Raw genomic sequence first — 13,243 nt, 5'->3', positions numbered from 1 at the left:
TAATCATTTGCCTCACTGTTACAAGGCTTTTGGTATGCAAAATCAGCTGATCGTGAACCGCCAACTTATCCAGAAATACGATACTGCCGGACCGAGATACACCTCGTATCCCACCGCATTGGAGTTTGATGAAACCTTTAAAACAAAAGAATTCATCGAACACGCCGAGTCATCCAACCAGCGCGGTGGGCCACTGTCTCTGTATTTCCATTTACCGTTTTGCGATACCGTGTGTTTTTATTGCGCCTGCAACAAAATTATCACCAAAAATCGTGATCATGCCGCGCCGTATCTGGAAAACCTCTACAAAGAACTGGCCCTTAAGGCAGCATTAATTGATACCAGCAGACCGGTGACGCAACTGCACTGGGGCGGTGGCACACCGACATTTATCAGCGAACAGCAAATGCAGGATCTGATGACTGAAACCCGTCGGCATTTTCATATTGCCGACGATGCCGATATCTCGATTGAAATTGATCCCCGTGAAGCCAATGCCGATACCATCGCGCTATTAAAACGAATTGGGTTTAATCGTATCAGCCTCGGCGTGCAGGATTTTGATCCGGCCGTGCAAAAAGCGGTTAATCGCATTCAATCCGAGGCTGAAACGTTAGCGGTGATCGATGCCGCCCGCCAGCATCAGTTTCGCTCGATTAGCGTCGATTTGATTTACGGTCTGCCGCTGCAGACATTATCCGGCTTTGATACTACGCTCGATAAAATCATCGCTGCCGATCCTGATCGTATCTCATTATTTAACTACGCCCATATGCCAAAGTTTTTTAAAACTCAGCGTCAGATTAAAAGTGAATACTTACCTACTGCAGAGCAGAAATTGAGCATTTTGCAACTGTCGATCAATAAATTAACGCAGGCCGGTTATCAATATATTGGTATGGATCACTTTGCCAAACCGGATGATGAGCTCAGTCTGGCCCAGCAACAAAATCGGTTACATCGTAATTTTCAGGGGTATGCCACTCACGCCGAATGTGATCTGATCGGCTTTGGTATCACTTCGATTGGCAATATCGGTGACGCTTATGCACAGAACGTAAAAACCCTGCTCGAATACGACACTCTGCTCAAGCAAAATCAGTTACCGTTAATGCGTGGCATCAGCCTGTCAGAGGACGACAAACTGCGACGTCAAATCATTACCCGTTTAATCTGTGATTTTGAACTGAGCATTGTAGAAATCGAACAGGAATACGGCATTCAATTTAAAGAATATTTTGCCGATGCCTACCCTCAGCTCGAACAATTTGCCGAAGATGGCCTGTTGCAGTATAACTGGAAAAACATTGTGGTCTTACCAGCTGGTCGCTTGTTAATCCGTAATATCTGCATGGCGTTTGATAAATACAGTCAACAAGCAAAACAGCGATTTTCCAAAGTTATATAGGGCTGATGCTGGAAAAAATCCGACAGTATTTCATATTTGGTAGATTAGGCGTAAAGCTCTATGTGCTCGCCGTTATCACCGGATTATTGGCCAGCCTTGCCATCATCCTGCTCAGACTTACCATTGAACATGGTCAAATGCTGCTATTGCCCTCCGGTGAAGTCGAAGGCTTTGCCAGCCTGCCCTGGTGGGGTCTTTTGGGCCTGCCTATTCTCGGTGGCCTGCTTATCGGTTTACTGTTTCGCGGATTAACTCAAGAACAACGCACCACCGGCATCCTCCATGTTATCGAACGGCTCTCCGCTTATGAAGGCCGCCTCCCCTGGCAAAATGCCGTTCGCCAATTTATCGGCACCAGTATTGCCATCATCACCGGTCATTCCGTTGGTCGTGAGGGTCCCGGTGTGCATCTGGGTGCCGCCAGCGGCAGCTTACTGGCAAATGGTCTGGAGTTACCCAACAACAGTGTTCGGATTTTGGTGGCATCAGGCACAGCGGCGGCCATAGCCGCCTCATTTAACACACCGATTGCCGGAGTGATTTTCGCCATGGAAGTCATCATGATGGAATATTACATCGCCAGTTTTATTCCGGTGATTCTTGCTTCCGTCACCGGCGCAGTGGTCTGCCGGCTGACCTTTGGTGACGATACGGTTTTTATCAACCTCAGCGCCGAGATGCAGTCACTATGGGAACTGCCCTACATCATATTCCTGGGTCTCGTTATCGGTGGTTTAGCCACCATTGCGTTAAAAACACTGACGCTGTTTACTAATCTATACACCAATCACCCGTCATGGTTACGGCCGGTTTATGCCGGAATTTTAATGGGCTTGTGCGGCATGATGGTGCCGGAAGTGATGGGTATGGGCTATGGCATTATCGGCAGTATTTCCGCCAATGATATTGCCATCGGCACGCTGGTCATCATCATGGTGATGAAACTGCTGTTATCTTCTGCCACCGTCGGTTTAGGCATCCCGGCCGGAGTCATTGGGCCGACCATGGTCGTCGGCGCCTGTGCCGGCGCAATATTAGGTTACTTTGGCCAGATCCTATTGCCTGAATATGCTTCATCAATGACCTTTTATGCCGTGTTAGGCATGTGTGCGATGATGTCTGCCACCCTGAAAGCCCCGCTTGCCGCATTAATGGCCATGCTGGAACTCACCGGCAACCCGGAAATCATTCTGCCGGGCATGCTCGCCATCGTCTTTTCCAGTCTGATTACGCACGATTATTTCAAGCAGGAGCCACTATTCGTCAATATGATGCGAGTAAAAGGTCTGGATTTTCGTAATGACCCTATCTCGCAAACGCTTCGTAAAATCAGTGTCGGCGCCGCGATGCAACGCAATATCGCTGTATTGAATCAGACAATCAATCGCGATTTGGCCCTGCATACACTTGAAAACAACCCGGAATGGATTTTAATCACCAAAGAACGCAATCCGATTGCCTTGATGCCCGCCAGCGACCTGGCCAGAGCGGTGAGCGTAAAAGAAGACGAAGATGAGTCAGAAATCGATTTGATGCAAATCCCGGCAACCAGACGCAATGTGCATAAAATCTCATTGCATACCAGCCTGCATGAAGCCTATCAGGCGCTTGATAAATATGAAGTAGAGGCGCTGTACGTCAGTCGACAGAGCACCCCAATGATCGACCGTATTTATGGGATTTTGACCCGGGAAATGATCGAAAGCCATTACCAATTACCCCCTTCCACCAGAAAATAAGCGAATTGGGTGTGAACAATTGTGAAATCTTGTTTATAATGTGCGGCTTGCTGCCCGGGTGGTGAAATTGGTAGACACAAGGGACTTAAAATCCCTCGACTTTGCGGTCGTGCCGGTTCGATTCCGGCCCCGGGCACCATCAGAAATATCTAAGCCTCGATACTGAAAAGTGTTGGGGCTTTTTTGTTTTCAATACTTAGTGGTGCTTAAAGCCGTAAAGTCTTCGTCTGATAGTTCAAAATCACCAGCTTTTACGTTCTCTTCCAAATGATTCACCTTGCTGGTGCCTGGAATGGGAATAATTACTGGGCTGCGTTTTAACAGCCAAGCCAGCACAATTTGATTCGGAGTGGCATCGTATTTCGCGGCAATGGTTTTGAGTATTGAAGCGGACTCTGCCAGTGCATTTTTTGCCAAGGGGTACCAGGGGATGAAGCCAATACCCTGTTCGGTACAGTAATCAACGACCTCCTCGTATTGCCGCATCTTCAGGTTATATTGATTCTGTACCGTACTGACCTTGAAATACTTCTGAGCTGCAATAATGTCGTCGACACCCACTTCACTTAAGCCGACATGCTTAATCAGCCCCTCATTCTGAAATTCCTGCACAGCTGCGAATTGTTCGTCCCGAGGAACTTTGGGATCAATTCGATGTAACTGCCACAAACCGATCTGTTCTACATTGAGCCTTCGCATACTCATTAATACGCATTGCCTCAAATATTCTGGCCTTCCAAGTGGCGCCCAGATATTCTCACCATGCCGGGTTAAACCAGCTTTCGTTGCAACCAAAATGCCATCATATGGATACAATGCTTCACGAATTAAATCTTCACTGACATTAGGGCCATAACTATCTGCTGTATCAATAAAGTTGATGCCTAATTCTGGTGCCCTTTTTAACACTCGAAGGCATTGCTGACGATCTTCTGGTTCACCCCATATGCCAGGCCCGGTAACTCGCATAGTTCCCAAACCTATACGGTTAATTGAATACTGCCCAAGTTGGAATGAGGCTTGCTGTACAAGTGAATTGGTTTTAACCATGAGCGACTCCGACTATTTCTTTTCTTGATGTTAACATGTCTGATTAGCCATCTATTTTTACGATGGATTTAGCCTTGCTCATAATGCACAGTTCGTATCTGCATCAGATTTACTCTCGTTAAGCTTGTTAAAGCATAGATTACATCAACTTGATAGCCTCAATTCAGTTGAGATCACAGGGGTATATAAGGCTGTTATGGATATTTGAACTAACTTACTCGACCTCTTGTGCCGGTTCGATTCCGGCCCCGGGCACCATCAGAAATATCTAAGCCTCGATACTGAAAAGTGTTGGGGCTTTTTTTGGCTTAATTTGTAATGATTAAGACTTAATCTGACAGCAGTTAGCTTTTTATAAGCATAAAAACAACATCAAAACTGGCTCTCCACGCTAATTAACACAAAGCTGATATTTGGATTTAGTGGGATATCGAACCTACTGCAGGTTTTTCACTGTTACACTATTGTTGAAATTTTTTGCCTTTAATTAAGGAACACAAGATGCTCAAAGCAATTACGACGTTTACACAGGCGAGAAACATTGCAATGGCACTGACCATGTCATTCTTGACCGCTACGCTGATCACTGGTTGTGGTAACGATGACAGCTCTGACACCACACCAAGCCCTGAAACTGAAATGAGCTCCGAAAATCAGAGCAACATGGACGCGACTGAAAACATCACACCAAGCGCACCAGAAACTGAAGTGGTCATTGAAGATGAACCTATCGCTGAGAGTGATCAGACATCTGCGACGGATCAAACTGAAGCAACAGAGACAAATATTGAAGCTGAAGAGACTGATTCTGCATCGACCGCTGATAAAGCAACCACTACTCCAGCCGATGAGCCAGCTAGCGAAGGTCCCGAAACCCATACTGTTATGGCGCAAGGGCTTAAATACATTCCGCTGGTCATCACCATCAAGAATGGAGACACTGTTTCCTGGCGCAACATGCCCACTCACAACACAAAGTCACTCGATGGCTTGATTCCAGAAGATGCTGAGCACTGGGAATCACCCATAAATGAAAACTATGATCGGACATTTACTCAAGATGGTATCTATGTCTACAAATGTGTCCCTCACTTCGGAGCTGCCATGGGGGGCGTCGTTATTGTGGGCGAGCCAGTCAATCTGGAACAGATTAAAAACGCCGATGCCAAGGGCGCTGCTGGCCGTTTGGTCAGAAAGGCTATTTCTAAAGCAGAAAGTATGTAGTTTTTTTGCCTGAGAAGTTGATACCAAAAAGCGGATTCAAAACGGAATCAGCATATGAGTGTTGGGGTGGAGAAACTAACGTAATGGCCTGTTCGATTACGGCCCCGGCACCATCAGAAATAGTAAAGCCCCAATACTGAAAAGTGTTGGGGCTTTTTTTGAGTGCAAGCCCACCACGATGACACGGACGAGTTAAAAACTGTCTAAAAAAGTATATATATTGATGGGGTTACTTTGCTTAAAGGTTTTAATTCTTCATTACCTGATTAGTACCGCGTTGAATGTATTCAGGAACGGCTAAATAAATTTTAAGGTGCACTTTTTTGGTTCAGCCTGCCAACAAACCGTGCATCTTTAACGATATAACGCTCAGAAATTGCATCATTTTCTGTCCTATCACTTGATACGAAACACGCTGACCGCTTTCTCATTAAGGGCACAACTTCTGCATAAGTTATTACTAACTTAGTCATTAAGGTTGCGTAATGAAGTTCCAGGATTGGCTTGATGCCTTGCCCCAATGGTCAATGATGACGATCATTGTCTTGGGCGCTTTTATTACGCTTACTCTTGTTAAGCGATTTATTCTGGCACGTATTTTAAAAGCCGCGGAGACCAGTCAAATCTCCCTAATCGGCATAATCATTAAATCGGTCAACTTCCCCCTCACACTTGTGTTACTGGCGTTCCTTTCCAAACTCTTTGAACAGTTGTTGGTACATTATTCAGTCAACATAAATTCCAGTATTTTTAATATTGTTGCCAAGCTTCTGCTCATCTTAGCGTTAGTGGTATTTGTTGATAGATTGGTGAACGGTTTAGTTGGCCGCTATGCCGATAGAAACGTTAGTTTCAGAACCAGCAAAGGCATCATGCAAGGTATCACGCATATCGTGATCCTCGGCCTTGGCTTGCTGATGATTCTCAGCACCATCGGTATTTCCTTGACTCCCATTATCGCCTCACTGGGTATCACCTCTTTGGCGCTGGCATTGGCGCTGCAACCGACACTGGAGAACTTCTTTTCCGGCATTCAGCTGGTCATCGATAAGCCTATCCGGATGGGGGACTTTATTGAGCTGGATTCAGGTGAACAAGGCTTTGTTGAGAAAATAGGCTGGCGATCAACCTGGATCCGAATGCTTCCTAACAATATTGTGATAATGCCCAATAGTGTTTTATCAAAGTCGAAGCTGATCAATTATTATTATCCGGAAAAACAGCTTTCCGTACCGGTTGAGGTCGGGGTGCACTACAACTCTGATCTGGAACACGTTGAGCGCGTAACGCTCGAAGTCGCCCGTGAAATTCTCAAATCACATAAATGGGGAGTGGAGGAATATGAGACATTTGTTGTTTTTCACACTTTTGACAATTCCAGTATTAATTTCACCGTTATGTTAAGAGCCCAGGAATATTTCAATCGCTTTTGGGTGAAATCAGCGTTTATCAAAGCCCTTCACAAACGCTATAGAGAAGAAGGCATCACCATTCCATATCCCATCAGAGCGATAAACTATGATCAGGAAAGCTCGGAGCAACGACCATCATGAGGAATTTACCCCCCTCGGCTTTGCGCCTGTGCAGTTTTGATTCCAGCCCTGGACACTATCAATTTATAAGTGCTTTTTTTAAGCTTGAGATTCGAGATTCCGAAACTTTTTAAAGTTTGGATGGAGTAACGCATCACCTAGCCACAAAAAAGCCCCCTTCCGGGGGCTTCTTGTTTTGCGTGGTTTCAAATCTTAACGATTACAAATGTACATCGTTACTTCAAAACCGAAACGCATGTCTGAATATTCTGGTTTAGTCCACATGATAATCACCTCCAAGTTATTTCGTTAACTTACGATTGAAATGTTACGCTGACAGTTAAAAATGCCATAAGGTGATTTACTCATCCGGACTCAGGATTTTACTTTATGCATTTTCACAATAAACAACTGGGGTGAATATAATAATTTTGCGGTTTAGAGGGAAATCGAACGGACGGGGTTTGCCACTGTCATAATCTGGAACATGAATTTTTTATCAGGAGAGTACAAAATATGTTTAAAGCAACTTCGGCGTTTACACAAACGAGAAATATCGCCATTGCACTGACTATGTCGTTTGCGGCAGCCACGCTGTTTACAGCCTGTGGTAGCGATGACAGTTCTGACACGACACAAAACCAAGAAACGGGAATGAGCTCTGAAAATCAGAGCAATATAGACACGACTGAAAATATCACCCCGGCCCCATCAGAAACTGAAGTGGTCATTGAAGATGAACCTGCAGCTGAGCTTGATAAGACTGATAACACCATGGCAACTGAAGAAACAGAAGTCAGTGGAACATCAGATGACGCAGCCGCTCAAGCCGATGAGCCAAAAAGTGAAGGAGCAGAAACGCATTTCGTAACTGCAGAGGGCCTGAAGTTTAATCCGCTGGTCGTCAAAATTAATTCTGGTGACTCTGTGTCTTGGCGCAACATGAGCACACATAACTCTGAATCAATAGATGGCTTGATTCCCGAAGGTGCCGAGAAATGGAACTCGCCGATGAGTGAAAATTATAAACACACCTTCACAGAGGAAGGCATTTACGTCTATAAATGCACACCGCATATTGGTTCAGGTATGGGAGGAGTGATCATCGTAGGTGAACCAGTGAACCTCGAACAGATTAAAAATGCCGATGTCAGTGGCGGTGCTGGACGTCTGGTCAGAAAAGCAATATCTGAAGCAGAAAGTATGTAATTTCGGGCTCAGATAACTTGGCACCATAGCAAAAAGGCACTTATTTTAAGTGCCTTTTTTATTTCTGATGAACCGTCCTGAAATAAGTCTACTGATCGGAAACGTATTTGGACAAGCTAAATCCAAGGCATCGGCATACCCAGAAAGATTGAGTGTTGGTCCTGGAATTGTCTGTTGTTGACCAAGTCGAAAAACCCTAGCTAGTCATAGACTTAGTATATTTTGGATAAAGTTGAACTTTTTCAATAGCTCGTGCTCTGACGTTATTTACCTATATGGAATCGTTAAAATGCCCCTTAAAACCCGAAGACGTAGCGTATTAGAGCACGCCATAATTCATAGTCAGGATGAATTGGATCGACTGATCAAAGAATTAGATGCACAAGAGCAACATGAGTTAGAAATTAGCCGTCGATTTGGAAGAAAACCAAGAAGAATGTCTGGAAAGTCAGCTCCTTTACTACTTGCAAAAGCTTTTCAGAATATTCAAAAGAAAAATTGAAACATAAAGTTAGCTTTAAACTTTATAGCAACATTCCCAACTGACTATGTACAGAAGCAATGATTGTCGTAAATTAATACAAAAAAACACTTAACATCCAGTAAGTTTTTAGGGGTGGTAGTTGATACTGGTTTCGGTAATAAATAAAACAGGCACACATTCATGAGTGCTTTTTTTATGTCTGAAATTTGATATTTAAGAATAGGATTTCGTGATTTAATCCCGAACACTCGCCCACAAAAAAGCCCCCTTTCGGGGGCTTCTTGTTTTGCGTTGTTTCAAATCTTAACGATTACAGATGTACATCGTTACTTCGAAACCGAAACGCATGTCTGAATATTCTGGTTTAGTCCACATGATAATCACCTCGTTGGTTGTTTTGTTTGTCTTACGGTTCATATATTACGCTGTCACAATAAATAGCCATAAGGTGAATTGCTTGTTGGGACTCAGGATTTTGCTGGTCAGATCTCGATAGCCACCTTCAATACCCCATCGCGTTGATGAGAAAACAAATCATAGGCTTCGGTGATGTTTTCCAGTTTGAACCGGTGGGTCACCATAGGGCTTAAATCCAGTCTGCCGTGCGAAATAACATCCATCAAACGACGCATACGTTCCTTACCGCCGGGGCATAGTGAGGTAACGATTTTGTGGTCGCCCAATCCTGCGGCAAACGCATCGAGAGGAATGGTCAGATCGGATGAATACACGCCAAGACTTGATAATGTTCCGCCGGGTTTCAGGACACGCAACGCGGCTTCAAAAGTGCTTTGTTGTCCAAGGGCTTCAATGGCGACATCGACACCACGTCCACCGGTCAGTTTCAGTATTTCGGCAACCACATCATCTTTTCTATAATCCAGTGTCACATCTGCGCCCATTTGTTTGGAGATCGCCAGACGTTCATCCACCCCATCTACCGCAATGATAAAACTGGCACCCTTTAATCGCGCCCCGGCTGTGGCACACAAGCCAATCGGACCTTGAGCAAATACCGCCACAATGTCCCCAATTTTAATATTGCCTGATTCAGCACCGGCAAAACCGGTGGACATAATATCGGGACACATCAGGACCTGTTCGTCGGTTAAATTTTCTGGCACAGGGGATAAATTCGCCTGCGCATCCGGCACCAGAAGATATTCGGCCTGTGCCCCATCAATGGTGTTGCCAAACCGCCAGCCACCCATAGGTTTATATCCATGAGAGTGTGCTCCACCATCTTGTGCCGAACAGCCATCCTGACAGGCATAGGAGGTATAACTGGGACAGATTGCACCGGCTATCACCCGTTGCCCTTCATGGTAGCCCTGAACATTTTTGCCCAGCTTTTCAATCACCCCGACGGGTTCATGGCCAATTGTCAGACCTTTTTCAACGGGATATTCACCTTTAAGAATATGCACATCCGTGCCACAGATGGTGGTTGTGGAAATTTTGATTAATGCATCATTATCGCCAATGTCGGGAATGGGTTTATCATCAATCTCGATGCGGCCTGGCTCAATAAAAATAGCTGCTTTCATCATAGTTGCCATAACGCGACTCCTCATAATTGTCTGAGATGTTCCCATAGCTGTAAAAGCGGGAGCGATAAAACCAGATTAGGTCTTTTGGGATTTTATGTCATTGACCCAGATCATTTAAGGCACAACTTGTTTTGCCGTAACTTAAGCACTGCAATAAATTTATGGGGGGTGATAAAAAAAGTCAGGCATAAGCCTGACAAAAACAACGAGAGAGACAACGTCAACTACCAGAAGGATCTTCTGTTGAGATTAGTTATCCGCCTAATTCGTTTCAGAAACCGTGAATCACATCTAATATTTAAAAAAACGATATCAGCCAGACGAAAAACCAAGGGTTTGATTGTAACGAATCACTGACTTATCAATGAAAGCAAAAAATAACTAACAGCTACTACAAAATGTAGCGCCAAATTGCCTTTTTCTCGCCATAATATTGCGCAATATTTATGCCCCATTTTGGTGCTGACCGCACCTTCTTCGCTCGCAGTAAGACTCAATCCTGACCCTCTCTGCATCCTTAAAAAATCAGTACCTCAGGCCTATTCTTGTTTTGCTGAATATTACGTTTTCTATGATAATTGGACTGCTTATTGCTTATGACTGTGATTGGATAAAAAGAACTTAATGGTCGTGTTCTGTTTCGCCGTTCTACTCATGATCAATTTTTACAGGGTTAAGCTTCTTACTACCATGTCGAATAACTACAACACGAATTAAACAAACATCGCAAAAAGGATAATTAAATGAGTGGAAACGAAACGCGCCTGACAGCCATTTCACAAATCACCAACCGCGAAAAAATCGCAGTCAAAACACCTGAATCCTTAGATAAGATTTGGGCAACGGATGTATTCAACCTGGAAACCATGGAACAGGCTTTGAATAAATCGGCATTCAAAGCGGTTAAACAAACAGTACAAACCGGCGCACCACTTGCACCGGCGGTGGCGGATGTTGTGGCAGCAGCGATGAAGAGCTGGGCGTTATCCAAAGGCGTTAAGTTCTTTTCACATCTTTTCTATCCAATGACCAATATTACCGCAGAAAAACATGACGGTTTTATTGTGACCAACTCTGAAGGTAATGCTATTACCGAATTTTCAGGAAGTTTATTGATTAAAGGTGAGCCGGACGGTTCATCATTCCCTAACGGCAGCTTGCGTATGACCAATGCTGCACGTGGTTATACTGCCTGGGATCCAACCAGCCCTGCGTTCATCATGCATACCGAAAATGGTTCAACGCTGATGATTCCAAGCGTGTTTATGTCCTGGACCGGCGAAGCGCTGGATAAGAAAATCCCACTACTGCGCTCCAATGCAGCGATGGATAAAGCCGCTCGCAAAGTGCTGTCATTAATGGGTGAAGAAGAAATTGCCCCACTGAGCTCAAGCTGTGGCGCTGAACAGGAATACTTCCTGATTGATATTAATTTTGCTAATGCCCGTCCAGACTTATTGTTAGCCGGTCGTACTCTATTTGGTGCCTCGCCTGCCAAAGGTCAGCAATTTGATGATCATTACTTCGGTGCGATTCCTGAGCGTGTGCAAATCTTTATGCAGGATTTTGAAGACCAGTTGTATCGTCTGGGCATTCCTGCCAAAACTCATCACAACGAAGTGGCTCCTGGCCAGTTCGAAATCGCACCGTATTATGAATCTGCCAATATCGCTGCCGACCATCAGCAGTTGATGATGACACTGATGAAAAGCACGGCAAAAAAACATGGTTTTATGTGCCTGTTACATGAAAAACCGTTCGCGGGTGTGAATGGTTCAGGCAAACACGTCAACTGGTCTGTCGGTAATGCCACACAAGGCAACTTGCTGGATCCAGGCAGTACTCCACACGATAACCTCAACTTCCTGTTGTTCTGTGGCGCAGTTATTCGTGGCGTAAATAAATACGGCCCGCTAATGCGTGCAGTTATCGCCTCTGCTTCCAATGACCACCGTTTGGGTGCCAATGAAGCGCCACCAGCAATCCTGTCTGTCTATCTGGGTGACCAGCTGGAAAAAGTCTTCCAGGATATTAAAGACGGCAATATCGCCTCATCGAAACAAGGCGGCGAAATGGATCTGGGTCTGTCTCAAATCCTTAAATTCGAACGTGATCCAGGTGACCGTAACCGTACTTCTCCGTTTGCCTTCACCGGTAACCGTTTTGAATTCCGTGCTGTCGGTTCTTCACAATCGGTATCCGGCCCATTAGTGGCGATGAACACCATTCTGGCAGACTCGTTAGATTGGATTGCTGAAAAACTGGAAACCGAACTGGCGAAAACGGAATCACGAACCACTGCCGTTTTAGCCGTATTGAAAACATTGATGGAAGAGAATGGCAACGTAGTTTTCGGTGGCGATGGCTATTCTGCTGAATGGCATAGAATGGCGGTTGAGGAACGTGGTTTGAAAAACCTGCCGACCTCAGCTGATGCGCTTCCATACCTGCGTGATGAGTCAATCCGCGAGCTGTTCAAGCGGACCAATGTGTTTTCACCGGTCGAGCTGGAAAGCCGCTTTGAAGTCTATGCCGAGCAGTACATTTTATCGATTGAAGTCGAAGCCAAACTGGTTATCGAAATGGCCAAAACCATGATTTACCCAGCAGCGACGCAATATCTGGGCGAATTATCGATGACCTGTTCAGGTATGTCTGATCTGGGCATTGAAATGGACAACTCGATTGCCAGCTCAATCGCCAACGAAACCAATGCCATGATCGCTGCGGTAGCTGAACTGTCCAAAGCCATAACCAAACATGACTTTGACTCAATCGAAGCACATATGAACTACTGCGCGAATGATATCCATACCCTGATGGATAAAGTCCGTGCCCATGTTGATGCGTTGGAAACGGAAGTAGCCGATGATTTATGGCCACTGCCGAAATACCGTGAGATGCTGTTTATCAAATAAACTAACATCTACTTTACAGGCAACAAAAAGGGCCAGAGAATTTTCTCTGGCCCTTTTGTTTGTAATGATCCCTCTTTTAAATCGTTTTCCTTTCCAATGCAATCAATGTTAGCTGAAATGGCACAATTT

11 protein-coding genes and 1 tRNA gene are annotated in these 13,243 nt (G+C 44.9%); 8 read left to right on the top strand and 4 right to left on the bottom strand.

Annotated features, from left to right (window positions below):
- Positions 1–34 precede the first annotated feature (34 nt).
- The 3 genes from hemN (at position 35) to AC08OG_RS01545 (ending at position 3,286) form a co-directional block, all read left to right on the top strand.
- Positions 35–1,408, top strand: a complete 1,374-nt coding sequence (gene hemN / locus AC08OG_RS01555) for an oxygen-independent coproporphyrinogen III oxidase (protein WP_482929937.1) — start codon at positions 35–37, stop codon at positions 1,406–1,408.
- Between the two features lie 5 nt (positions 1,409–1,413).
- Positions 1,414–3,147 carry a chloride channel protein gene (locus tag AC08OG_RS01550; RefSeq protein ID WP_482929936.1) on the top strand — a complete coding sequence of 578 codons (1,734 nt, stop codon included), beginning with the start codon at positions 1,414–1,416 and terminating at the stop codon, positions 3,145–3,147.
- Between the two features lie 52 nt (positions 3,148–3,199).
- A tRNA-Leu gene (locus AC08OG_RS01545) sits at positions 3,200–3,286 on the top strand.
- Between the two features lie 50 nt (positions 3,287–3,336).
- Here the strand turns inward: AC08OG_RS01545 and AC08OG_RS01540 are convergent.
- Positions 3,337–4,197, bottom strand: coding sequence for an aldo/keto reductase (locus AC08OG_RS01540; protein ID WP_292354438.1), 861 nt, complete (start codon positions 4,195–4,197; stop codon positions 3,337–3,339).
- Positions 4,198–4,698: 501 nt separating this feature from the next.
- On the opposite strand from AC08OG_RS01540, the gene AC08OG_RS01535 reads away from it, so the two are divergent.
- Positions 4,699–5,421 carry a plastocyanin/azurin family copper-binding protein gene (locus AC08OG_RS01535; protein ID WP_292354436.1) on the top strand — a complete coding sequence of 241 codons (723 nt, stop codon included), beginning with the start codon at positions 4,699–4,701 and terminating at the stop codon, positions 5,419–5,421.
- A 485-nt stretch (positions 5,422–5,906) separates the two neighbouring features.
- Positions 5,907–6,974: a mechanosensitive ion channel family protein gene (locus AC08OG_RS01530; RefSeq protein ID WP_292403648.1), complete on the top strand. Its 1,068-nt coding sequence runs from the start codon at positions 5,907–5,909 to the stop codon at positions 6,972–6,974.
- 192 nt (positions 6,975–7,166) lie between these two features.
- On the opposite strand, the gene pqqA (AC08OG_RS01525) is transcribed toward AC08OG_RS01530, so the two are convergent.
- Entirely contained in the window at positions 7,167–7,238 is a 72-nt protein-coding gene (pqqA, locus tag AC08OG_RS01525) for a pyrroloquinoline quinone precursor peptide PqqA (protein WP_081443609.1), read from the bottom strand.
- A gap of 231 nt (positions 7,239–7,469) precedes the next feature.
- On the opposite strand from pqqA (AC08OG_RS01525), the gene AC08OG_RS01520 reads away from it, so the two are divergent.
- Entirely contained in the window at positions 7,470–8,162 is a 693-nt protein-coding gene (locus AC08OG_RS01520) for a plastocyanin/azurin family copper-binding protein (protein ID WP_482929935.1), read from the top strand.
- 352 nt (positions 8,163–8,514) lie between these two features.
- On the top strand, positions 8,515–8,664 hold the full coding sequence (locus AC08OG_RS01515; RefSeq protein WP_482929934.1) for a hypothetical protein: 150 nt from the start codon (positions 8,515–8,517) through the stop codon (positions 8,662–8,664).
- 285 nt (positions 8,665–8,949) lie between these two features.
- Here the strand turns inward: AC08OG_RS01515 and pqqA (AC08OG_RS01510) are convergent, their stop codons facing one another.
- Positions 8,950–9,021, bottom strand: a complete 72-nt coding sequence (gene pqqA / locus AC08OG_RS01510; protein ID WP_081443609.1) for a pyrroloquinoline quinone precursor peptide PqqA — start codon at positions 9,019–9,021, stop codon at positions 8,950–8,952.
- Positions 9,022–9,128: 107 nt separating this feature from the next.
- Positions 9,129–10,205: an NAD(P)-dependent alcohol dehydrogenase gene (locus tag AC08OG_RS01505; protein WP_292354429.1), complete on the bottom strand. Its 1,077-nt coding sequence runs from the start codon at positions 10,203–10,205 to the stop codon at positions 9,129–9,131.
- Positions 10,206–10,939: 734 nt separating this feature from the next.
- Between AC08OG_RS01505 and AC08OG_RS01500 the strand changes: the two genes are divergently transcribed.
- Positions 10,940–13,114: a glutamine synthetase III family protein gene (locus tag AC08OG_RS01500; protein WP_292354428.1), complete on the top strand. Its 2,175-nt coding sequence runs from the start codon at positions 10,940–10,942 to the stop codon at positions 13,112–13,114.
- Positions 13,115–13,243 lie beyond the last annotated feature (129 nt).

The sequence above is a fragment of the Methylophaga sp. F7 genome (assembly GCF_056863975.1).
Note: the sequence above shows the minus strand (reverse complement) of the source record. Positions and strands in the feature narration are given on the sequence as shown.

Excerpts from the sequence above, each read along its gene's own strand:
- hemN (WP_482929937.1), top strand. The coding sequence starts at position 35 with ATGCAAAATCAGCTGATCGTGAACCGCCAACTTATCCAGAAATACGAT.
- AC08OG_RS01550 (WP_482929936.1), top strand. The coding sequence starts at position 1,414 with ATGCTGGAAAAAATCCGACAGTATTTCATATTTGGTAGATTAGGCGTA.
- AC08OG_RS01540 (WP_292354438.1), bottom strand. The coding sequence starts at position 4,197 with ATGGTTAAAACCAATTCACTTGTACAGCAAGCCTCATTCCAACTTGGG.
- AC08OG_RS01535 (WP_292354436.1), top strand. The coding sequence starts at position 4,699 with ATGCTCAAAGCAATTACGACGTTTACACAGGCGAGAAACATTGCAATG.
- AC08OG_RS01530 (WP_292403648.1), top strand. The coding sequence starts at position 5,907 with ATGAAGTTCCAGGATTGGCTTGATGCCTTGCCCCAATGGTCAATGATG.
- AC08OG_RS01520 (WP_482929935.1), top strand. The coding sequence starts at position 7,470 with ATGTTTAAAGCAACTTCGGCGTTTACACAAACGAGAAATATCGCCATT.
- AC08OG_RS01505 (WP_292354429.1), bottom strand. The coding sequence starts at position 10,205 with ATGGCAACTATGATGAAAGCAGCTATTTTTATTGAGCCAGGCCGCATC.
- AC08OG_RS01500 (WP_292354428.1), top strand. The coding sequence starts at position 10,940 with ATGAGTGGAAACGAAACGCGCCTGACAGCCATTTCACAAATCACCAAC.